Origin of the sequence: Pseudomonas sp. MF5691 (genome assembly GCF_016405645.1) — a bacterium.
In the GTDB taxonomy this organism is placed as follows: domain Bacteria; phylum Pseudomonadota; class Gammaproteobacteria; order Pseudomonadales; family Pseudomonadaceae; genus Aquipseudomonas; species Aquipseudomonas shahriarae.
This window is the reverse complement of record NZ_JAEKDC010000006.1, coordinates 118,271-137,681: the sequence shown is the minus strand read 5'-3', so window position 1 is coordinate 137,681 and position 19,411 is coordinate 118,271. Positions and strand designations below refer to the sequence as shown.

Annotated in this window: 24 protein-coding genes; 8 read left to right on the top strand and 16 right to left on the bottom strand. The window is 53.1% G+C overall.

From position 1 onward, the window contains the following. Nucleotides 1-70: 70 nt before the first annotated feature. From JFT44_RS11425 to JFT44_RS11415, 3 genes are all read right to left on the bottom strand, one after another. A complete protein-coding gene (locus JFT44_RS11425; protein WP_198830662.1) occupies nt 71-568 on the bottom strand; it encodes a hypothetical protein in 498 nt (165 codons plus the stop codon). A gap of 161 nt (nt 569-729) precedes the next feature. Beyond that, on the bottom strand, nt 730-1,023 hold the full coding sequence (locus tag JFT44_RS11420) for a hypothetical protein (protein WP_274090436.1): 294 nt from the start codon (nt 1,021-1,023) through the stop codon (nt 730-732). 15 nt (nt 1,024-1,038) lie between these two features. Next, nucleotides 1,039-1,770: a metallophosphoesterase gene (locus JFT44_RS11415; RefSeq protein ID WP_198830661.1), complete on the bottom strand. Its 732-nt coding sequence runs from the start codon at nt 1,768-1,770 to the stop codon at nt 1,039-1,041. Nucleotides 1,771-1,993: 223 nt separating this feature from the next. Between JFT44_RS11415 and JFT44_RS11410 the strand changes: the two genes are divergently transcribed. Then, nucleotides 1,994-2,449 carry a helix-turn-helix domain-containing protein gene (locus JFT44_RS11410; protein WP_198830660.1) on the top strand — a complete coding sequence of 152 codons (456 nt, stop codon included), beginning with the start codon at nt 1,994-1,996 and terminating at the stop codon, nt 2,447-2,449. Nucleotides 2,450-2,553: 104 nt separating this feature from the next. On the opposite strand, the gene JFT44_RS11405 is transcribed toward JFT44_RS11410, so the two are convergent. The 6 genes from JFT44_RS11405 to JFT44_RS11380 form a co-directional block, all read right to left on the bottom strand. Further along, a complete protein-coding gene (locus JFT44_RS11405; protein WP_269835604.1) occupies nt 2,554-2,697 on the bottom strand; it encodes a hypothetical protein in 144 nt (47 codons plus the stop codon). Between the two features lie 804 nt (nt 2,698-3,501). After that, complete coding sequence (locus JFT44_RS11400) at nt 3,502-4,404, bottom strand: hypothetical protein (protein WP_198830658.1); 903 nt, start codon at nt 4,402-4,404, stop codon at nt 3,502-3,504. Nucleotides 4,405-4,518: 114 nt separating this feature from the next. Further along, nucleotides 4,519-5,187, bottom strand: a complete 669-nt coding sequence (locus JFT44_RS11395) for a hypothetical protein (RefSeq protein ID WP_198830657.1) — start codon at nt 5,185-5,187, stop codon at nt 4,519-4,521. Beyond that, nucleotides 5,184-6,071 carry a TniB family NTP-binding protein gene (locus JFT44_RS11390; RefSeq protein ID WP_198830656.1) on the bottom strand — a complete coding sequence of 296 codons (888 nt, stop codon included), beginning with the start codon at nt 6,069-6,071 and terminating at the stop codon, nt 5,184-5,186. Before JFT44_RS11390 ends, JFT44_RS11395 begins: the two co-directional genes overlap by 4 nt. A 3-nt stretch (nt 6,072-6,074) precedes the next feature. Continuing rightward, on the bottom strand, nt 6,075-7,949 hold the full coding sequence (locus JFT44_RS11385) for a Mu transposase C-terminal domain-containing protein (RefSeq protein ID WP_198830655.1): 1,875 nt from the start codon (nt 7,947-7,949) through the stop codon (nt 6,075-6,077). A gap of 1,014 nt (nt 7,950-8,963) precedes the next feature. Then, nucleotides 8,964-9,488 carry a DUF3833 domain-containing protein gene (locus tag JFT44_RS11380; protein WP_128593075.1) on the bottom strand — a complete coding sequence of 175 codons (525 nt, stop codon included), beginning with the start codon at nt 9,486-9,488 and terminating at the stop codon, nt 8,964-8,966. A 360-nt stretch (nt 9,489-9,848) separates the two neighbouring features. On the opposite strand from JFT44_RS11380, the gene folE reads away from it, so the two are divergent. From folE to JFT44_RS11365, 3 genes are all read left to right on the top strand, one after another. Next, nucleotides 9,849-10,409, top strand: coding sequence for a GTP cyclohydrolase I FolE (gene folE / locus JFT44_RS11375; protein WP_198817345.1), 561 nt, complete (start codon nt 9,849-9,851; stop codon nt 10,407-10,409). Nucleotides 10,410-10,612: 203 nt separating this feature from the next. After that, entirely contained in the window at nt 10,613-12,151 is a 1,539-nt protein-coding gene (locus JFT44_RS11370) for a cryptochrome/photolyase family protein (RefSeq protein WP_169989716.1), read from the top strand. Continuing rightward, on the top strand, nt 12,148-12,288 hold the full coding sequence (locus JFT44_RS11365; protein ID WP_120733116.1) for a DUF2256 domain-containing protein: 141 nt from the start codon (nt 12,148-12,150) through the stop codon (nt 12,286-12,288). Before JFT44_RS11370 ends, JFT44_RS11365 begins: the two co-directional genes overlap by 4 nt. Before the next feature lie 147 nt (nt 12,289-12,435). Here the strand turns inward: JFT44_RS11365 and JFT44_RS11360 are convergent, their stop codons facing one another. Continuing rightward, complete coding sequence (locus JFT44_RS11360) at nt 12,436-13,215, bottom strand: EAL domain-containing protein (protein WP_198830654.1); 780 nt, start codon at nt 13,213-13,215, stop codon at nt 12,436-12,438. 319 nt (nt 13,216-13,534) lie between these two features. Continuing rightward, nucleotides 13,535-14,095, bottom strand: a complete 561-nt coding sequence (locus tag JFT44_RS11355; RefSeq protein ID WP_081044247.1) for a chalcone isomerase family protein — start codon at nt 14,093-14,095, stop codon at nt 13,535-13,537. A 168-nt stretch (nt 14,096-14,263) separates the two neighbouring features. On the opposite strand from JFT44_RS11355, the gene JFT44_RS11350 reads away from it, so the two are divergent. Genes JFT44_RS11350 through JFT44_RS11340 form a run of 3 tightly spaced genes read left to right on the top strand, consistent with a single transcriptional unit; the run spans nt 14,264 to nt 15,769 of the window. Then, nucleotides 14,264-14,728 carry a thiol-disulfide oxidoreductase DCC family protein gene (locus JFT44_RS11350; protein ID WP_198830653.1) on the top strand — a complete coding sequence of 155 codons (465 nt, stop codon included), beginning with the start codon at nt 14,264-14,266 and terminating at the stop codon, nt 14,726-14,728. 10 nt (nt 14,729-14,738) lie between these two features. Then, on the top strand, nt 14,739-15,449 hold the full coding sequence (locus JFT44_RS11345) for an SDR family NAD(P)-dependent oxidoreductase (protein ID WP_057438476.1): 711 nt from the start codon (nt 14,739-14,741) through the stop codon (nt 15,447-15,449). Between the two features lie 14 nt (nt 15,450-15,463). Then, a complete protein-coding gene (locus tag JFT44_RS11340) occupies nt 15,464-15,769 on the top strand; it encodes a DUF6482 family protein (protein ID WP_198830652.1) in 306 nt (101 codons plus the stop codon). Here JFT44_RS11340 and JFT44_RS11335 read toward each other — a convergent pair. After that, nucleotides 15,764-16,381 (bottom strand): dTMP kinase, encoded by a 618-nt coding sequence (locus JFT44_RS11335; protein WP_115128215.1) that lies wholly within the window; start codon nt 16,379-16,381, stop codon nt 15,764-15,766. The genes JFT44_RS11340 and JFT44_RS11335 overlap by 6 nt on opposite strands. Continuing rightward, on the bottom strand, nt 16,378-16,707 hold the full coding sequence (locus tag JFT44_RS11330; protein ID WP_057438473.1) for a lysozyme inhibitor LprI family protein: 330 nt from the start codon (nt 16,705-16,707) through the stop codon (nt 16,378-16,380). Before JFT44_RS11330 ends, JFT44_RS11335 begins: the two co-directional genes overlap by 4 nt. 112 nt (nt 16,708-16,819) lie before the next feature. Here JFT44_RS11330 and JFT44_RS11325 point away from each other — a divergent pair, with 112 nt between their 5' ends. Continuing rightward, a complete protein-coding gene (locus tag JFT44_RS11325) occupies nt 16,820-17,473 on the top strand; it encodes a TetR/AcrR family transcriptional regulator (RefSeq protein ID WP_198792122.1) in 654 nt (217 codons plus the stop codon). 10 nt (nt 17,474-17,483) lie between these two features. Here the strand turns inward: JFT44_RS11325 and JFT44_RS11320 are convergent, their stop codons facing one another. The 3 genes from JFT44_RS11320 to JFT44_RS11310 are packed head-to-tail and all read right to left on the bottom strand — an operon-like array spanning nt 17,484 to nt 19,348. Further along, a complete protein-coding gene (locus JFT44_RS11320; protein ID WP_057438472.1) occupies nt 17,484-17,951 on the bottom strand; it encodes an Atu1372/SO_1960 family protein in 468 nt (155 codons plus the stop codon). A gap of 24 nt (nt 17,952-17,975) precedes the next feature. After that, entirely contained in the window at nt 17,976-18,878 is a 903-nt protein-coding gene (locus tag JFT44_RS11315; protein ID WP_115128213.1) for a glycine betaine ABC transporter substrate-binding protein, read from the bottom strand. Next, entirely contained in the window at nt 18,878-19,348 is a 471-nt protein-coding gene (locus JFT44_RS11310) for a VOC family protein (protein ID WP_115128212.1), read from the bottom strand. Before JFT44_RS11310 ends, JFT44_RS11315 begins: the two co-directional genes overlap by 1 nt. Between the last annotated feature and the right edge of the window lie 63 nt (nt 19,349-19,411).

The following is a 19,411-nucleotide window of genomic DNA, read 5'->3' as shown; positions in this document are numbered from 1 at the left end:
ATCCCGATGGCTGTGGCCATAAGCCTGAACCTGGCGACCTGCGCCAGGCCAGCCAGGTAGCCGCCGATGGCTAACGAACGACAACGCCGTGAGTGGCCAGGTCGTCTACCAGCGTCTTACGACGAAGCATTTTGGGGATTTTGAACAGGCTTCTATAGCTGTAGAAGAAGCAGACAGGGATGAACAAGAGCCCGACTCCGTACGTGGCGGTCGCGATGATCAGACCCGCGGGGATCGCCGCAAGCCCGAACACAATACCCTTCAGAACGCTTGATCTAGCGACCAGCCGCATATGATCTAGGTCATACTCGACCTTTCCGTTACCCTTTTCAAAAGCCACGAGAACAATTGTTTTTTTATTCAGATGTTTGTAATACCAAGTTCTCGGACTGTCAGTCACAATAGCGCCATGTCGTTTTAAGTAATCCAGCATTGCAACTTCTTTGAAGTGAAAAGTTCTTCCCTCACTATCTTCGCAACGTACCTGATCGTAGATTGCGTCGATATCACCGCTCGCCTTGAGATTGTAGTTTTTGACCGTGAGGGTCATCTTTATCAGGTCGGACATACCTTTCCTTAAGTAGTGGATGCTCACCAGGCAGAAATAATTGGCTCAGCCGTTAGGTGCCGTCAGTCATGGCTGGACTCTTCAGGTACCAGGATCGCCAGTCTTCGAGAGCTAGCTCAGCCGAGCTCTCTCAACCACACGGGGGTTGGGGCGATGACGTGTCACGCACCAACTACAGAGCGCTCCGATAGCTCAGATACAATCACGTAATGATCGAGGCCAGTCATGCTTTGCACTAAGGTGTAACCACCCTCCTGCTTCACCATGCGTAGTTTCGGGGTCACAACGGTCATGCCATCGCTACTGACGCCCGACAGATCGCAATAGACCATTGCCGTGATGCGATCACCCACGCGGGCCGCGTCCATGAGGTACGCGTCAACCGTGACTCCCCAATCGATGCCGGCTGCCTGGACAACTAGCGGTGGAAGTCCGATCAATTCACAAGCACTCACGCTACTCACCATCCCTCAATTGATTTCGATTAATTTGTACGGATCAAATCCACAGTCTTCACCTGGATAACCACGCTGGTTTGACAGCAGACGGCATCCACCGAGGACAGTGTCGACGGAGAAGTGGGTGTGGCCGAACGCCCAATAGTCTGCCCGCTCCACCAAGGAGTGCCACCTGTTGTAGTACGCAGCGCTGACATGCCCATCCTGCTCATCGCCCGCTACCTCAGCCATTGGGGCATGGTGAGTGACGACAAATGTTTTCCCCATGAATGGCCGGCTCAGCTCCTGGCTAAGAAACTCCCGCGTGGCGTGGTTCTTGGCAACGAGGTCGGCCGGCCGCAAGCGCCGATAATTCGAGTCGGCCCTGATCATTTTGAAGTCATTCATCACCCGACCGCAGGTCATGGATGCGGCGACCGTATCACCCGTGGCCGAAAAGTCCGTCCATGCAGTACCCACCAAGAATCTGACATTCCCGAAGACCCACGACTCGTTTTCAAGCACGTGAACGTGAGGGGCCGCTGCCGCTCGCATCTTCTCGATTGTTCGATCGAGATGACCTTTGTAGCACTCATGATTCCCAGCGCAGTACACGACTGGAGCTTTGAAGGTCTCATTTGCCCACAAAACCCCACGACTTTGGAGGCCGATATCACCAGCCAACACCACGAGGTCAGCCACCATCTCTGGTGGATGAAAAGGTGTGAACTCGACATGGAGGTCGGAGTAGAGAAGTATATGCATGATGTTGATGCTCAGGGCCTTGCTGCCCGGCGACGGCTTGCCAGGTCGAAATCTAGCTTGCTTTGCTTCAGGGCTGGGTTTCGATTTGGACGTAAATTGAGAAAACGACTGGCTGGGCCGAACGCTGGGCCTGGGCTCGCCACTTGTAGATCTTGTATGACTATAGGCATTTGTTTTATACAACGCAAATGCCGCATATCGTTCCGTTTACACAGGAACGCTTATGTCACTGCGCACCTCTTTCGCTGCTGCTCTGCAATTTCTTCGGATGCGCCAAGCTTCGTTGCAGCAGGAACTGGGCCAGGCTGCCGATCAATCGTATGTCAGTAGGCTCGAATCCGGCGCCCGATCGGTCACGCTCGAAGTGAGCGATGATCTTGCGAAAGCCCTTGGAGTAGACCCGCTTACGCTCCTCTTGCTTACCTACGCTTCAGAACGAGGCGAAACTCCCCAACAGCTTCTGGAGCACCTCAGAAAAGACCTAACCGTTTCGGGCTTGTTGACCAGCGAGATCCCTTCACAAGCTTCCAAAGCGCCTCATCCTATGGTTGCTGCGTCAGAAGAGCTGCGACCACAAATCAAAGCGCTCGCAGACCAAGGGTTGGGGCAGACGGAGATTGCCAAGCGACTGGGCATATCCAGGCATACGGTAATCAACCATCTGAAGAAGATGGGTTGATCGCTGAGGGAGCCGTAGCGCAAATTACCCGAGCGGACACGTGAAGGTCGCCAGGTCAGCAGCTCCTTGAACCCATCTCAGGGTTGCGGAGAGAAAACCATACGTCAGCTGGAGATGGACAGCCTCTGGGTCGGCATGTGGGGTGACCGAGCATGAGAATGGAAGAAGCCGAGAAGCAGGGTGGCGTCGATCAGGGTCACTTCGCCACCGATGCGCGTAGATATTTCTGCGAACGCCATCAACGACATTCGGTTGCAGGCTGACAAGATAACGCCATCCCCTGTCCCACTCAATCTGCTTTGATAGCCGCCACGATTGCAGACTAGATGTCGATATGGCGGGTTTGACCGAGGATCGTATCGTCAAGGCACGAAGCCGAGCTTCGTAAAAAATGGAAAATCCATCTGAGAGGACTGAATGTCAGATCACGGATGCAGGGTAAACAGAGCTTCTCGATGACGCGGGTCTTATGCGGCGCCACCTCTTGGGCCTACTGCATCCTGAGACTCGGTGGATATCTCAAGGCTATTCGACGACTTACTGTTGGACAGCAGCGATGGATACAAGACGATCCCTTGCATGGATGCGATGGTGATTTCTGTTTGCTCAGCGATTGAAGTGAAAGAACTCTTGAAAAAATCGGAACGGTTGCCGCACATCTCTGCAGGCCACTGACAGAATCTAGATAAAAATAGATCACAAAAATCACGAGCGTGATTGAGTTCCTTCCCCGCTGGCCATGGCGAGTACAATGTTGTAGAGGAAAAACTGATTCGACGACGCTTTACGCTTGGCGGGCGCCCTCCCCATAGGCCTATGCAAAGAGCTGATGTAGGTGCACCTCGTTCTGCGCTCTGACGTATCGAGTATTGAAGAACGCGTACGCGTGGCATGGCTACTAGGACATCAACCCATATCCAGGCACCACCAGGTAAGCAGTCTAGGCAGACAGGGCCCAAAGGTAGCGAGATTTCGGTTAGCAAGAAAAACCTAGTGTCCATGCAGTCCCTCCACTCTCAATCTCGACTCGTAGACAGCAGGTCAACCGCTCTTCACTTTCCAATGGAGGCAGTGAATCCCTCAACAAATTGTTGAGCCCTGCTGGAGGCTATTAATGGATGCCATTGCACAAGTCGGCGTGCGATGACTGCAGAATGGTCTGGCGAGAAGCCATTGCACGATGAGCCCAAACCATAGGCATCAGAAAATCCAATCGCACTACCTATTGCGTCCAACAGAGCCTCAATCACGCTCGAATCATCCGCTGGCAAGACCTCGTAAAGCCAGCCGAGTATGAGCAGCGCGACCCTTCGGTGAGCGATACTGGCTATCAAGGGGCCGAGAGTGAATGTCTGTTGAAACACCGGGAGTTGAAGGTAAACAGCGTCGTTACGCATGTAGCGATTGATGAGACCGAACCTTGGATAGAGCATTAAGCAGATCAGAAATTTCGAGAATTCCCATTCGCTGACTTGGTGAGTGTCGCGGCTCAGCCCGCCCTGAATAGTCTCCATCTCAAAATTATTGAGCATGTCCTGCACCAATTGCAAGGACTTGATAGAGCGCATTCCATCTTGAAATCGGGACGCTGAAAGGTACCTCTCCTTGTATAAGACCTGCATCTGGAAAAATTTCATGGCCATGTTCAGTTTAGGCCCGAACACTTCTGCAGCATCGATTAAAGGCAAACTATGATGCACGCAAATCACTGTGCTCACGGCGCACCAATGCTTTAGCGAAGTGGGAAGTTCGTACACACGAAATTGCTCTGCCAAACATTGATAGCAAAACGTGCGCCTGTAAAAACGCGGTATTAGCCAACTGCTAGGCGGCTGAATTAGTGTTGCTCTGAGTTCACGACTCATGCCTACGGCCTCACACGCCGCATTCGCGAAGCTGGAGTTCAACGAGAAATCCGGATCGAAATCAGCAGCCGGGGCCGAGGTCAACCACATTTGGCTGAGTTCCTCACTCCCAAGCGGTGTGTATCTAGAAACCCTACTCTGCCTGTAAAGCCAGCACGACAGGAGTTCCCCTTCGATCGGTAAACAATCGATGCAAACCGTCATCTACTTGTTGCCTTTGTACAGGTACGCGGGGTGAAACAGCCGGAGGATTGTATCGCCGAGATTTCCCTTGGTTTGGTGGTATAGGGCTTCCAGGGATACGTTTGCAAACGCCGCGCGTGGGTGTCCAGCAAGAATCGATTCGAAAAAAAACTGGTACTCATTAAAATCTCGAAAGCCCTTTAAGCTGAAAGTTTTAGTGCAGTGTGACGAGCACTTTCGAAGATCAAGCATGGCCGATATATCTGATTCCAGACCAGAAAGCACTATGTTGACAGATGGGAGCGCGGTCAGGATGGACTTTATCTGATGGACAGTACGGCGCCTTGCGCTTTCACTGACGAGAAATACATCAATGTGATCGATAAAAATCGTCGAAATCTCTCTCAAGGTAACAATCTCGATCACGAAGGCAGGTATTTCTTTTTTTCCTTGAAACTCAACATCAATATGTAGCTGATGGTAGAACTGACCAAGAAGATCTAGACCGGAAAGTTCAGGGTGATCTGCTATGGTAAATATGGGCTTAGCCAGGCGTGACCTGACATATGCCATGCAGGTCGGTAAGCCGAAGCCTGGCTCGGATGAAACAACGCAAAATGAACCCTCACGCGTCAACGCAACCAAGACATCGTTGGCGGTGGCATACTGCGAGGGCGAGAGTATGATCATTTCTGTCTGGGCTTTCCGGGATTGTGGATTTTGAATCCGTACTTCGCCGCCAAGGCACCGATGTTACGAAATTGGTCTTTGTGAATGCGCTCAGCCCCCTGTTCGATAGCATCCATCGCGGTGCATTTGAGAATCTTCACGATGTTATCCAAAATGCCATGTGAATTTGAGTGAATAAGCGACCTCAACTCAGGAGATGAGACATTCGATGCAAGTTTGAGCGGGAGATTCGTTTCATAAGTAGCTATGAAGTTTACAAAGTCTTGATCCTTTTTCCACTTTTGGAGTTCCCATTGCACAAACCGCCGATCCAGAACTCGATCAAGCGCGATAGCTTCCAGAGCTACGGAATTACCGAAGGCAATCACGCACAATTTGAGCTTTCCTTCCGCAAGGCTGCGCAACAGCGACAAGATCACTTTCTTGTTGACATTTCCCTCAAGCATCGCATCTGACAGCTCGTCGATAACGATCGCCCCAATTTCCCCTGACTCGATTTTCTTAAGTATGATGTCAATTCTGTTTGCAGCGGTTGTTCTCTTGCCGATATGCACATGGAATTGCTCGCAAATCGCATCATGCAATTTGTACCTGTTAATATTTTCAGTCAGGGTAATGAATACCATTTTTTTCCCTGACAGGTGCCCCAAAGCCTGAAGGCGATGAAACAAGGCCGACTTCCCATCACCACCCTCTCCATAGATAAATATGCTTGAAGCCTGTATCTGGTTTTCCGTATAGATCATGTGATTCAAGCAGTTCATCAACGGCTTCAGGCGAGGGGTATCGATCCAAATATCATGGCGGCAGATCTTGATCCGTTGTTCTGCCGGCAACTCGATTAGGTGCCTTAGGTCTGCTTTAACATGACTGAGGTCGCTCATAACTCAAGTATCCTTAGGGTCGATGATCAGCACTGGAACCAGCAAATCTATCTCTTCTTGGTCTATGATTATCTCTGGATGGAAAATATCGTCTTCCTCCCAGGCATCTTCACCGGTTTGAACATAGACTTTATTATCATCAATAGGATATTCCTCGACGTCCTCTAGGTCATACGTCTCGACGGAATGAAAAGCTGGAGGTGGTGGCGGTAGAGCTAACTGCTTCGGCGCACTCATGAAGGCCGTTTTCAGCGCCTCAGCTTCTTGAAGAATTTCTTTCTGCCGATCCATCGCGGGAGGTGCAAAATCATCATCGATAGTCCCGTCTGCCTTGTTAATCAAAGCTGGCATACGCTTTGATAGTTGCTTATGGTTCGAGTAGGATTCCCAATGCGTAGACAGCCCGTCACGAGTGTATGAACAAGGAATTTTTAGGAATGCATGAGGAGTTTTCACCCAAATATAGTTAAGGTCGTACTGCAAGTATTTCACATCCAGCCTTTGGCCAACATAGTCTTCCAAGGCCTCACTTGCAAACCTGCGGCCGGCAAAATTGATGCCATATGAATGCACCTTATGGGAGAAAGAGGTTGGGCAAAAATCGATGAGAAACCTCTGCTCATCCTCTTTGGAAATAATTCTGGATGAGTCATACTTTCCTTGATCTTTGTAGTGAGCGAAAGCTTGTCTCGGAGTACAACCAAGTGTGGCGTGTTTTTTACCATGGTAAACTGTAACTTCCTTCATCATCCACTCCGCACATTGAATGAAGTCCATCTTGGCGTTTAGCTCACTTTCAAAGCTTTGTCGCTCCACCACGTTGCTCCCGGTCGAACCGGGAAGGAAATGTACTCCGGTGGTCATGAACGAGCCAATTACACGCTCTATTATCCCACCGTACCATTTTTTGCCGATGGGGCGATGTTCCCACTCCATACCCCATTCTTTGCACTGCTGGATGAAGGCATCGCTCGTAAACTCAGCAGCATTGTCGGTAAAAATTACAAACGGGATGCCGTGGAACGGATATTCATCAGGATGAGTCAAAAAGCTAAACAAGCTGCTTTGCTTATTCATCACCGCAAACGCCAGTGCAGCAGCAACTGTAATTATACTCGGAGCTTCCATGCTTAGATAAAACCCTAAGATCACCCTCGATCTATCACAAATGATCATGGTTATCCAGGGTCGTCCGATGATGACATCCCTGTTGTACTCATCGACGAGTAATATATCCACACGAGTATGATCGATTGACACGCGACGCAACAAACCATCGATAATTAATTTTTTTGGCTTAAAGCCATACTTCTGGTCGAACTGTTCCGCAGTAAGTGTCTTCCTGTCACGATCTTTTTGAGGTATGTTGAAAAGATATTTCCTTGCCGTGTGACGACTCACCGGTTTTTCACAAGTAGCTTCACAATAACGGCGTGCCCACTTTAGCAACTCACTGATGGAAGCCTTGGGGCCATTGTAGTGCAATTCGTACGCTTTGCTGAGCGCGGCCACCTGTCCCGAGGTTGCTCTACTGCCTCCTTTAGGTGTCCCCTTGTGATTACGAACAATATTTTTGCCGTTGCGATGATCCTCCAGCAACTTATAGAAATGAGATTTTTTTAACCCAAGGAGTTCCATGCCCCTCTTGGCAGGTAGCCCTTGATCAATCTCCTCGAATACAGATATGCGCTCATTTGCGAGTTGCTCCTCCCGCTGATCAATCGTTCTGATCTGATACGGAATCGCTTCAGTGCTGGGTGGAACTCCAGACTCTTTCCAATCCCTGGGGATTCCATCATGAGCATTCTTTACTAGAGTCAACTTCTTCGCATTTTGTCCGAGCCTCTGATCTTCTTCCTCCAAGCCATCGTTACCCATATCCAACCCTGACTGTTATTTTGAACAACTGACCCACATGACGTTTGGGTGATCATAGTCGCCGGACGAAGACATGCAACCCCTATAATAACCCCGGCGGGAATACGCCCCGAAAGCAAAAACCGGCTTACTTGAATATTGAACTTTCAAACCCGGCAAATAAGTACACTTAGTGTTCAATTAAAAATATGTACCTTTCAATGAGTTGAACTCAATTATGCTTATGCATTGTGATCTTGCATCAGCAATATCTATATAAATGGAGACAGTTTTTTATAACCAAAATAGACAAAATCCAAAAAATATTGTCATAAAAAAATTTCGGGACGGGCTCCAATCGCGGTAATAGGTCGGCCGCATTAAGCCCGCATCACAAAGTTGCGCGGGTGTGAGAATGCTGCATAGGCGTCAGGGGGTGAAGGCCACCGCTTCGAGAGTAAACACTTTACCAATCAGAAGTGGGCGACTGAGACCAGTGGAGGGAGAAAGAGCAGCCATCCAGTCGTACCGAGATCTTCCCGAATGGCCTGGACATTTCATTTGCCGGAAAAACGATAATGTTCTTTTCATTACCGGAAAAAAATTTCTGTTTTCCGGTAATAGAGCGAAACTTTCGCTAACCGCTTGTAATTCCTAAGTAATCTTCTTGTCCGTTTTACTTTCAATGTTCACACATCCACTCTCTCAACAGGCTATCTACTCCGTGTTCGTGGCGAGTCATTGAATGAGGTGGCTGCCGATGAAACTGGTTCAGTGCCGTTTCTCTTCATGTAAACGACTACCGCTGCTTGTGCAAGCTGGTGATGCGGCGCTGTTGCCCATACTTGCCCCATTCATCTACACCCAACTTAAACCCAGGCACCGTGCTTACAACACGGCTGCGGCACATCTGCGTGCGATCCACGCTTTCTACTCCTATGCCAGAACCCGAGATCTGGATCAGGCTGGAGTTACTTCCACAGTGGGTTGAACACCGGAAACGTGGAGGATGTACCTGCCGCCGGCCCTGACTACTCAAGGTTGCTTACGGAAGAACAAAGTGATCTGGCCTACCTCCACTCCGAATTTGGTCATGAACGAGCGATTGATCATGGTGTTCTTGTCCATAAGGTACATCCAGTCGTCTAATTCAACCTGATACTCCTTACCATCCACAGGAAGGCTAAGTACGTATTTCCAGCGCAGGGTATTGCCTGCCATCTCACCACGCGCCTCCCCCACCACGTCGGCAGCGGTTCCGCGCCATTGGTTATGACCAACTGGCGTTAGCGTCCACACCCGTTTTTGTTTAGTGCCATCGCTGTAAGTAAATGACTCATCGAGTATTAACTTATTGCCTTCGGACTGGCCATTGATCTCCACGTGGAAGCGCTTGACCACCTCACCTGATCGCTTTTGAAACATGCCCCAAGCTTCGACCCGCCCCTCGAAAAAATCGCGTAGCTCAAGGGTGGGCATCTCCTGGCGGTAAGTATGCACATCTACCCGGCTGCAACTCGCGAGACCAATGCTTAGCAGAACTATCAATACCTTTAACATGTGCAACTCCTCAACGGTCTCAGGGGTTTAGAACCGCCCAGCAATTGGGATCGCAGCTGCGGGCACGCCAAAAGCTATACAAAACAATTAATTTGTACAGCCGAATCCTCAGGTCGGCGTTACAGCCACACAAACGGACTCCGACGGTCTGTCCAAGGGGGGGCACGCGCATCGCGCAGAAATGGTGCCTGCGCCAGCCACCCCATACGCATCACGCCTAGGAATGGCGCACATTGTCAGGTGGTTTTTTTAGGCCTACCCTATACAGAACCTGTACAGCGCATTAGATAATGTACAATAAAAATTGACCACTGGCGCTGCAATTTGACGGTGAGAGCAGCATGGCTTCGAGGAATCTTAATGAACACATCAATAGCCGAGCATTACCGTGAAATTCTCGTCGGCGTCGGCGAGAACCCTGAGCGTGAAGGACTGCTGGATACTCCCAAGCGTGCAGCCAAAGCGATGCAGTACCTGTGCAATGGCTACACGATCAGTCTAGAGGATTTGATCAACGGCGCATTGTTCGAATCGCAAAACGATGAAATGGTCATCGTGCGCGACATCGAACTGTATTCGTTGTGTGAGCATCACCTGCTCCCCTTCATCGGCAAGGCTCATGTTGCCTACATCCCCACTGGGCGGGTGCTGGGCCTGTCGAAAGTCGCCCGGGTCGTCGATATGTTCGCCCGCCGCTTACAGATCCAGGAAAACCTTACAAAGCAAATAGCCGACGCTATTGCACACATCACTGATGCGGCCGGCGTGGCCGTGGTCATTGAGGCAAAGCACATGTGCATGATGATGCGGGGCGTGGAGAAACAAAACTCGGTGATGACCACCTCAGTGATGCTGGGCGCCTTTCGCGAGTCGTCCGCTACGCGGCTGGAGCTCCTGCAACTGATTGGGCAACGCAGTTAACGCTCGGAGCTCGCGCAGGCTTGCGGGAGAGACTCAATGAACAGTTCCTTTGAAATGAACGCCTTGGTGATAGGCGCCAGCGGTGCGCTTGGCGCAGCGTTTGGAATGGCTGAAAGCAGATCCATGACGATATCGAGTCGTTACGCATTCCTTTCTCGCTGGCGGCACCCCTGGTGAGTCACGTTGCGCCGGGGGCCTGGCAAATGAGTAAGATTCGCCGACTGTGCCTGGTGCTGGGCGACCAACTGTCTTGGGACTTGGCTTCATTGCAGGGGCTGGATCCCGAGCGCGATGCGGTGTTGCTGGTCGAGGTGATGGAGGAAGCAAGCCATGTGCCCCATCACCCACAAAAAATCGCGCTGATCTTCAGTGCGATGCGCCATTTTGCCGAGGCGTTGAAGCAGCGCGGTATCCGCGTGCACTACGTCAGCCTGGATGATCCACACAACAGTGGATCGGTGCCCGGCGAGTTACGGCGCTGGCACTCACTGCTTCAACCGCAGCAACTGCACCTGACTGAGTGCGGTGACTGGCGCCTGGAGCAGTCGCTCAAGGACTGTCGCTTAACGATCCAGTGGCATAGCGATAGCCGTTTTCTCTGCACCCGCGGCGAATTTTCGTCTTGGGCCGAGGGCAAAAAGCAGCTGCGGATGGAGTTCTTCTACCGCGAGATGCGGCGCAAAAGTGGCTTGTTGCTTAATGGCGACCGCAGCCCGGTCGGTGGCGCCTGGAACTTTGATGCCGAAAACCGCAAGGCGTTGCCCAAAGGTGTGAGAGCGCCCTCACCCATGCGCTTTTCGGCCGATGCCATCACCCAGGAAGTGCTGGCGCTGGTGGCAAAAAACTTCTCCGGCCACTATGGCGCCCTAGACACCTTCGACTACCCGGTAACCCACGCCGATGCCCAAGCCTTGTGGGATTACTTTCTCGATTGGGGCCTGGCTGCGTTCGGCGACTACCAGGATGCGATGGCCAGTGACGAACCCTTCCTGTTTCATGCGCGGATCAGCGCCGCGCTAAATATCGGCCTGCTGGATCTGCGCCAGTTGTGCAGCGACGTCGAAGCCGCGTACTGGGCGCAGCGGATTCCGCTGAACGCTGCCGAAGGCTTCATTCGTCAACTGATCGGTTGGCGGGAATACGTCCGAGGCATCTACTGGTTGAAGATGCCTGAATATGCCGACGGAAATGAATTCAGCAACACTAGGTTGCTTCCAGAGTTCTACTGGACAGGCGAAACGAAGATGAACTGCATGCGCCAAGCCATTAACCAAAGCCTTAAGCATGCCTACGCTCATCACATCCAACGGCTAATGGTTACCGGCAATTTCGCTTTGCTCGCAGGTATCGCGCCGAGTCAAATATGTGAGTGGTACCTGGCAATCTACATGGACGCGTTTGACTGGGTGGAGTTGCCCAACACACTTGGTATGGTCATGCATGCAGACGGCGGCTACATGGGATCTAAGCCTTACTGTGCGAGCGGCCAATACATCAAGCGCATGTCCGATTATTGTCGTGGCTGCGCATACAAGGTGAGCGAAAGCACCACAGATGACGCCTGCCCTTTCAATGCGCTTTATTGGCACTTCCTGATACGTCACAGCGACCGCCTGCGCAGCAATCACCGTATGGGCATGCAGTATAAAAACCTCGACCGAATGCCTGAATCAAAGCAGCAAGCGCTCTGGCAACGTGGTCAATTGTTGCTCGCAAACTTAGATAACGGTGAATCACTTTGAAAAAGAGTGAACTCCCGGTCAAAACCTGCATGACTTGCGGCCTTCCCTTCCTATGGAGGAAGAAATGGGCGCGCTGCTGGGAAGAAGTTCGTTACTGTTCTGAGCGCTGCCGGCGTAGTAAACCTGCCCAGTGCTGAGCCAAAAAATGGCCATCACAGGCCCTCTTGGACTCAAACCAAAATCACTTGCTTAGCCAGGAGGTCGATGTGATGTTAGGCGTTTTAGAACGTTACACCAAAAATCACAACCTGAGCCTACAACGATGTGCGCTATGAAATTTTCAGTTAGGAATAAATTGGAAGCGGTAGTAGAAATGTATCAGGTCGTGCGAAGAGGTACCCTTGCATAAGATCTATGCCTAAGCGGAGTAATGCATCACTCTCATCACGGGTTTCAATACCTTCGGCCACAACCACTATATTTAAACGGTTTGCGACTAAAACAATACCTTCGACTATTGCAGTTTTAACCGGGTCTTTGTCAATGTTTCTTGTGAGAGCCATGTCAATTTTTAGCACATGAGGTTGGAACATCGCCAATAAATTCAACCCCGAGTAACCCGAGCCGAAATCGTCGATAGATGTAGTGAAACCTTGACGCTTGTACTCTTCGAAAATCCCCTTTAGATGCATAGGGTCATCAACACGTTCACCTTCGGTCACTTCGAACATTAGTCTCTCTGGAGGGAACCCAAACAGTCTGGCAGCCTCCAGAGTGGCTCGAATGCAGGTTTCGGGTCGATACACAGCATTTGGCAAAAAATTGATACTGAGCTTGCAGTCTGGAATGCCCAGCAAACCTAGTTCCGTCGCTCTCTCGATAGCCTTGACTCGGCATGCTTGGTCAAAGCGGTATCGGTTGTCGTCATTAACCTGATCCAAGATGCTCGCCGCCGACTCACCGTTCACCCCGCGTACAAGGGCTTCATAGGCGAAGGTTGTGCGCGTTCTTACGTTAACGATTGGCTGGAATGCCATTATGAAATCGAACCCCAACCCTTCTAGATTTCGGCACTCTGCGCAGCTGACTGATACGAACGTAGAGAACGCAATATTACGGGGCATGGCTGATCCTCCAGATTTTTAGCAACCCTACCCTATAATTTTCGAGCTTTCAGTATGTATCGGCACTGATCTGGCTTCGTTGAAGGCGCATGTTCATCGCGTGCAACGCGCCAGCCTAATAGTGAGGTGTCGTTCGCCATAATATTGATGAGAAGCAGGCCGAAAACCAGCATGGATAAAGGCAATGCCCGTTTTTCGCCACGCCAATATCTTGTTTTGCGCATTTCCAAGCAGAGCCAGCATCACTGGCACCAGCGCGATGAATGCCGGCGTCAGGACACCGGTTCGACAAACCCGGCTTATTCAATTGTGCAATGCCTCAACGCCCCCTGGGTTTGGATCCACCCAGCAACTGGGCTCGCAGTTCCGGGTTGCGTGTTCGGGGGTCAAGCCAGATGGCAAAAAAGGCTTTGGCGAAAGCTTCATCCCTCACCACGCGCCTTAGGTTGTCGCCGAAGTAAAACCGTACGCCCTCTCCAGGAACATAAACGCCCGTGATGCGGTCGCCTGCGCGCACATTGACGAACGCGTGCTGCATTTCCCGCTCCCAGCGGCCCATCAGCTCTGAGTTCAGGCCGTAGGGGGACAAGCGACGGATTTCCTTGATGCTGGCCTCGACTAGATCGTCGCGGCTAATAGCGCGGCTGTAGGTGAGTTCAAGCGCAAAAGGTGCATCCGCAACCAGCGGCTCACCGGCGATCAGGCGTGGGCTCCAGAACTGCGCGCTGTAGACCGAGAAACCGAATACTCGCATATCCCCGCTGCCCAACAGATGGGCATTGGGGACCGCCTCACGCCAATCGGCAAATATGTCCGCGCTCTGGAGCATAAGAGCAATACAGATAAGGTGGCGGACCAAGCTATCGTTGCGCGTAGCCATGCAAATACCTCGATAAGACTCTTGGATACCTATGCGCTCGCCACACGTCAATTGCGGGCGCGTAGCCGGATGGCATTGGCCCGTGGTTAACACGCATAAGCATTGCGCACATTGTCAGGTGGTTACTTTAGGCCTATCTTAGATAAAACCTATACAAGGTATAGTGCAATGTACAACAAAAATCCTTGGCCACTGACGCTGTACTTTGACGGTAACTGTCCATTGTGCGCGCGGGAAATCAAGATCCTGCGCCGACACGCCACAGATGGCCGACTGCTATTTATTGACTTAAACAGCGCTGAATTTGACGCCAAGGCCCTTGGCTTTACGTTCGAGCACATGCAGTCCGTACTTCACGCCCGTTTCGCCGACGGCCGCTGGGTTGACGGCTTGGACGCCACCCTATGGAGCTGGCGTGCCGCCGGCCTGGGATTCTGGGCCAGCCCCCTGACCTGGCGTGCACTTCGACCGCTGCTGGCGTTCGGTTATCAGCTGTTCTGCCGCTTGCGCCCCCATTTGGCGTGGTTGCCTCACCCGGATGGGCGACGTCGATGTGTCGATAACCGTTGCGCAGTGCCGGAATCACAACACGCACCCGACGCGTCGGACACCTTGAAAACGAGGCAGCCTTAGAGCGCTACTCATGAACAGCCCCTTCGAAATGAACTCACTTGGCGACGGCTATCGCGCCTTAGTGATAGGCGCCAGTGGAGCCCTTGGCACGGCGTTTTGTCAGTTGCTCAAAGAAGATCCACGCTGCTCGGTTGTTCGCGAACTGACGCGTCATAGTCTTCCGGGGTTGGACCTGGAAGAGCCCGAAAGTATCGCCAAAGCCGCCGCCGAATTAGCTGAAGAAGCCCCGTACCAATTAATCCTGCATGCTGCGGGCCTGCTCCATCGCAAAGAAATCAAGCCGGAAAAGAGTTACTCCGCCATTGAGGCGGATGCGTTTCAGGCAGTGTTCCAGGTCAACACCCTGGGACCAGCGCTTGTTTTGCGTCACTTTTTGCCACTGCTCGACCCTCGTGGCGCGATGGCGGTGCTTTCGGCCAAGGTTGGCAGCATCGGCGATAACCGTTTGGGCGGCTGGTATGCGTATCGCGCCTCCAAGGCCGCGTTGAACATGTTGATTAAAACCGCGGCGATCGAACTGGCGCGAACCCGCCCGCAAACCCGCTTGCTGAGCCTGCATCCAGGCACCGTTATTTCAGGCCTTTCACAGCCCTTTCGTGGTGCCTCGGCAGCCAGGCCGGCACACATTGCTGCCCGCGAGTTGTTATCGCTGATTGACCGTCTGACTGCTGCCGACAGCGGCAATTTTTTTGCTTATAACGGTGAGCGCCTACCCTGGTAGGCAAGGAGTAAACCTTGAATTTGCAAGCACTGATCGAACAGGCCGCGAAGGGCGAAATACGCGAGCTGGAGTTGCTGTCACTCGAAGGTGGTTTTTATCTGGCACGAATCCGCCTGGATCACGGCCAGTTCACCCTGCTTGATGATGCGGCCAAGCCGATGCGCCTGCGGTCGACCACCCACCTGCGCGACTTGCTGCAGACCGTGCCGGCATTTCCTTGCGTGCTGGTGCAGCAATGCGCGCACGACGAAATGTGCGGCCGGGATTCAGGGCCTGTCGAAGAGCTGCGTATCGCGTTTTCGCTCACCACGCCATTATGAGCAGGCAAGCACGCGATAGATCTCAGAAACCACCTGTAGTGTTGCCTCTTCAAGCGTTCCCTCGTTGCGGCATAAAACCCAGCCTTGATCTGCAACCGCTCGCTCGAACGCCTGGGTACAGGCAACATGTTCTTCCAGCGTATGCATCACAGTACTGCTCAGCCCGCGCCGTCGTGCTGCGGCCCTCGCCCATGAAATTTCAGGGGCGGTGACGATCCCGACGTGCAGGTCTGGCACTTGCACGTTGCGATCAATGTTCAACTGGAGAATGTCTGCAAACGGGACTATGCGCCGAAACGCGGCATCAGACGGGTACCAGCGATCAATCAACACAATGCTGCCCGGAGGTTGTTTAGTCAGCACCTGTCGGGAAATCCATGCACGGCTATCCGCGAGGCGTTCACACACCTGCAACTCCAGATCCCGGCAGGGATTTCTGACCAGCTTGTTAACGAGGGTCATTGTTTCCCGTCTAAAGGGATCGCTTTTTTTCTCGCAAAGTCGGATTACCGTTTTGGCGTCTGCCCTCAGTACTTTTGTAACGGCTTCCAACAGTGTGGTTTTGCCGGTGCCCTTGGGCCCATCCAGAGAAACAAACAGCGGAGGATTCATTGTTGCAGTTCAACCAACCGCTGGTTGTAACTGTCACGAATGCAGGCCTGTTTGTCGTCAGCCTTCCAGCAGTCGTTGCGCCCCTTGATCCAGCCACGTTGCTCGGCCTTGAGCATCTTGGCCTGGCTGCCGGCCTTTTTCAGCGCGGTGTTGTAGGTGCTCGCCATCTGGCGATCCAGAGCGGAAAGCGCTTCGCTGCCGCAAATCAGCGTCTCCACGGAACTGGCCATGTTTGCGCTGCACTTGAACGAAGGTCCGGTCTGAGCGTGTGCGCTGATGGCGAAAATGGCGACTGGCAACAGCGCCGCGCGGATGAATGAATGCATAGGAGTGTTCCTGTAAAGGTGTCGATGGCCACATCGATGCGGGCCCACGTTGACCGCTGCAACGCGTATGATTCTGTCACGCTTTCTAGATGTGGCACTGCATAGGTCAACAATGGCAAAAATCAGCGTTAGCAACAAGGCGACCACGCCAGGCCGAAAAAATCTCACGGCTGCCGATCGTCAGCAGCAGATGGTCGAACGGGCGATCACCCTCTTCGCCCAGAAAGGCTTTGCGCTGACTACCCGCGAGCTGGCCGAGGGGCTGCAGGTCACCCAGCCCCTGCTCTACCGCTACTTTCCCAGTAAGCAATTACTCATCGAACAGGTGTACCAGCAGGTGTTCATGAACCGCTGGGACCCTGAGCTGGAGCAGCAGCTCAAGGACCGCACGCGTCCTTTAAGGGAACGGCTGATTGATTACTTTATCGGTTATACCCGCACCATCCTGAGCAATGAATGGGTGCGGATATTCCTGTACGCCGGCCTGCAGGACCCGGAGTTGAACCAGCGCTATCTCAAACAATTACACGAGACGGTGTTCCTGACGATCATCGAAGAGCTGCGTCATCAGAAGCAACTGACCGCTCCGCTGGATAAACACGCGCTGAGTCTTGAGATCGAAGTGCTGTGGGGCTTCCACAGCAGCTTCTTTTACCTGGGGGTGCGCAAGTGGGTGTATCAGATGCCCGTCCCTGAGAATCTGACCGAACTGATTACTCTGCGGGTCAATGCCTTCCTCGATGGCGCCCTGCATAACGAGGCGTAGTGAAGGCCGTTTACGGGGCGTCGATTTCCGCAAAGAGATACACCAGGCAAAAGCCATCCATGGGTATGACCGGGTTGGTCCAGATCATGCGCGAATGCCGGGCCTGTTCGGCGAAGACTTCGACCAGCACGTCAGACGCGCCGTCCAGGGCTTTGGGGTGCTCATGGAAATCCTCCGCCACATTCAGTACGCCTTCCAGCCGATAGACCTGGCGGATACGGCTCAAATCCCCCACCGCATCCTTGAGCTGGGCAATTGCATTCAATGCCGCCAGGCGACAGGCCGCATACCCTTGCTCCAGGTTCAGGTCGCGGCCCAGGCGCCCACGGTACAGCAGCCGGCCATCAATCCAGGGGAATTGCCCGGAGGTCATCAAGGTATTGCCGACAATGCTCCAGGGCACGTAGTTACCCAGGGCCGGGGCGGGAACAGGCAAGGTGATGCCGGCGGCCTGCAGACGCGATTCAGGGGTGGTCATGATCGGTTCCTGTTTTGATTGTGTTCAGGCCAATGGCGCCAGCCAGGAGGCAAGAGTCTGCGGGTTGTTCAGTAGCCAGCCCTCAGCCGCCTGGTCCGCACTTTTACCCTGGCGATTGAGGGCGTAATCCAACTCGGCAACAATCGCATTGCTCAGACGGATGTTATCGAGCACCTGCAATTGCGCCTCGCTGAACCGCCCCAGGCGATCAACCCGCGCCAACAGCACCGCACGGTCGACACTGCCCAGCAGCCCCTTGGGATCCTTGAGATCACGGATACGATGGCGGAAATGCAGGAACTGCGGATGCCAAAGTGGCACCACGCCCCATCTGCCCTCCTCGACCAGCGCCTCGAACGCCGCCACGCATTGTTCCTGGGTGCCGGTGCGGAACTGGTAGCCCGCCGCCGCAAGGCCGTAGTCCTCCATCATCCGCAGCGAAAACCGGGTAATCCCGGCGCCCGGGCCAATCCCCTGGATCAGCGTGTGCATACGGGCGATAACCTCAGGTTTGCGCAGGTCATCCACGGAGTCCACCTGCGACACTGGCACATAGTCGGGCACACCCCACAACGCATACGGGGTGTAATGCAGGCCCAATTCGCGGGTGGCGACCACCTCTTCCACCCGGGCTTTGTACATCCCATGGCTGGACGGGATCCATGCGGAGGCAATCATGTCGATGCTGCCAGCACGCAACTGCTCGAAATTGGCCTCGTGCAGCGCATACGAACGCTCCACCCCAAAGCCCATGCGCTGCAATACCGAAGCAACCACCGCGGCTGTCGCACGATGAAAGGACAGATCAGTCACACCGAGTCGTACCATGGTTGGGCTCCTCTCAGGGTTATTGCCACGGGCCAGCAGCGGCGCCAATAACGCTGCGCTGCCCAGGGCTTGAATCACACGTCGACGTTTGAAGTCCATCAGCGACCTTCCGCAGACGGGCCAATGGCAAGGCTCGCCATAGCCTCGCCGACAATCCGGGTTCCTGGCACATAGTCAAAGATCATTTCGATGGTGATGCCGTTGGGGTCTTCAAGAAACAGCTGGTGCTCGCCAATCTGCGGAATCACCCGTTCGCGAAAGGCGATGCCCAGGGATTGCAGGCGGTTCTGCACGGTTTCCAGCCCTTCACAACGCAGCGAGACATGGTCAAGGGCGCCCGACCCGTAGCCGCCTGGCTTCTCGCCCAGATAGGCCTGCAGATCCTTGTCACCGCCCACGATACTGGCGATGTGCAAGAGCGGACGGCCGCCGGCGTACATCCAGCAGCCAGGGAAACGAAAATCCGGGCGCGGCCCAGGTGACAGGCCAACCACTTGTTCAAAAAACTCGGCGGTCTTGCCCCATTGTTCGGTGCGAATGGTGAAATGGTCGAGCGCTAGGACTCCCATGTTCTCTCCTGACAGTGCGGATTAGAGACGGTACAGCTGCATATTTTATCATTCGATAATTTA

Excerpts from the sequence above, each read along its gene's own strand:
- JFT44_RS11395 (WP_198830657.1), bottom strand. The coding sequence starts at position 5,187 with ATGATCATACTCTCGCCCTCGCAGTATGCCACCGCCAACGATGTCTTG.
- JFT44_RS11330 (WP_057438473.1), bottom strand. The coding sequence starts at position 16,707 with ATGCATTCATTCATCCGCGCGGCGCTGTTGCCAGTCGCCATTTTCGCC.
- JFT44_RS11425 (WP_198830662.1), bottom strand. The coding sequence starts at position 568 with ATGTCCGACCTGATAAAGATGACCCTCACGGTCAAAAACTACAATCTC.
- JFT44_RS11370 (WP_169989716.1), top strand. The coding sequence starts at position 10,613 with ATGAGTAAGATTCGCCGACTGTGCCTGGTGCTGGGCGACCAACTGTCT.
- JFT44_RS11380 (WP_128593075.1), bottom strand. The coding sequence starts at position 9,488 with ATGTTAAAGGTATTGATAGTTCTGCTAAGCATTGGTCTCGCGAGTTGC.
- JFT44_RS11415 (WP_198830661.1), bottom strand. The coding sequence starts at position 1,770 with ATGCATATACTTCTCTACTCCGACCTCCATGTCGAGTTCACACCTTTT.
- JFT44_RS11410 (WP_198830660.1), top strand. The coding sequence starts at position 1,994 with ATGTCACTGCGCACCTCTTTCGCTGCTGCTCTGCAATTTCTTCGGATG.
- JFT44_RS11350 (WP_198830653.1), top strand. The coding sequence starts at position 14,264 with ATGTACAACAAAAATCCTTGGCCACTGACGCTGTACTTTGACGGTAAC.
- JFT44_RS11405 (WP_269835604.1), bottom strand. The coding sequence starts at position 2,697 with ATGTCGTTGATGGCGTTCGCAGAAATATCTACGCGCATCGGTGGCGAA.
- JFT44_RS11315 (WP_115128213.1), bottom strand. The coding sequence starts at position 18,878 with ATGGACTTCAAACGTCGACGTGTGATTCAAGCCCTGGGCAGCGCAGCG.
- JFT44_RS11310 (WP_115128212.1), bottom strand. The coding sequence starts at position 19,348 with ATGGGAGTCCTAGCGCTCGACCATTTCACCATTCGCACCGAACAATGG.
- JFT44_RS11390 (WP_198830656.1), bottom strand. The coding sequence starts at position 6,071 with ATGAGCGACCTCAGTCATGTTAAAGCAGACCTAAGGCACCTAATCGAG.
- JFT44_RS11385 (WP_198830655.1), bottom strand. The coding sequence starts at position 7,949 with ATGGGTAACGATGGCTTGGAGGAAGAAGATCAGAGGCTCGGACAAAAT.
- JFT44_RS11400 (WP_198830658.1), bottom strand. The coding sequence starts at position 4,404 with ATGTGGTTGACCTCGGCCCCGGCTGCTGATTTCGATCCGGATTTCTCG.
- JFT44_RS11325 (WP_198792122.1), top strand. The coding sequence starts at position 16,820 with ATGGCAAAAATCAGCGTTAGCAACAAGGCGACCACGCCAGGCCGAAAA.
- JFT44_RS11360 (WP_198830654.1), bottom strand. The coding sequence starts at position 13,215 with ATGCCCCGTAATATTGCGTTCTCTACGTTCGTATCAGTCAGCTGCGCA.
- JFT44_RS11345 (WP_057438476.1), top strand. The coding sequence starts at position 14,739 with ATGAACAGCCCCTTCGAAATGAACTCACTTGGCGACGGCTATCGCGCC.
- JFT44_RS11335 (WP_115128215.1), bottom strand. The coding sequence starts at position 16,381 with ATGAATCCTCCGCTGTTTGTTTCTCTGGATGGGCCCAAGGGCACCGGC.
- JFT44_RS11355 (WP_081044247.1), bottom strand. The coding sequence starts at position 14,095 with ATGGCTACGCGCAACGATAGCTTGGTCCGCCACCTTATCTGTATTGCT.
- JFT44_RS11320 (WP_057438472.1), bottom strand. The coding sequence starts at position 17,951 with ATGACCACCCCTGAATCGCGTCTGCAGGCCGCCGGCATCACCTTGCCT.
- folE (WP_198817345.1), top strand. The coding sequence starts at position 9,849 with ATGAACACATCAATAGCCGAGCATTACCGTGAAATTCTCGTCGGCGTC.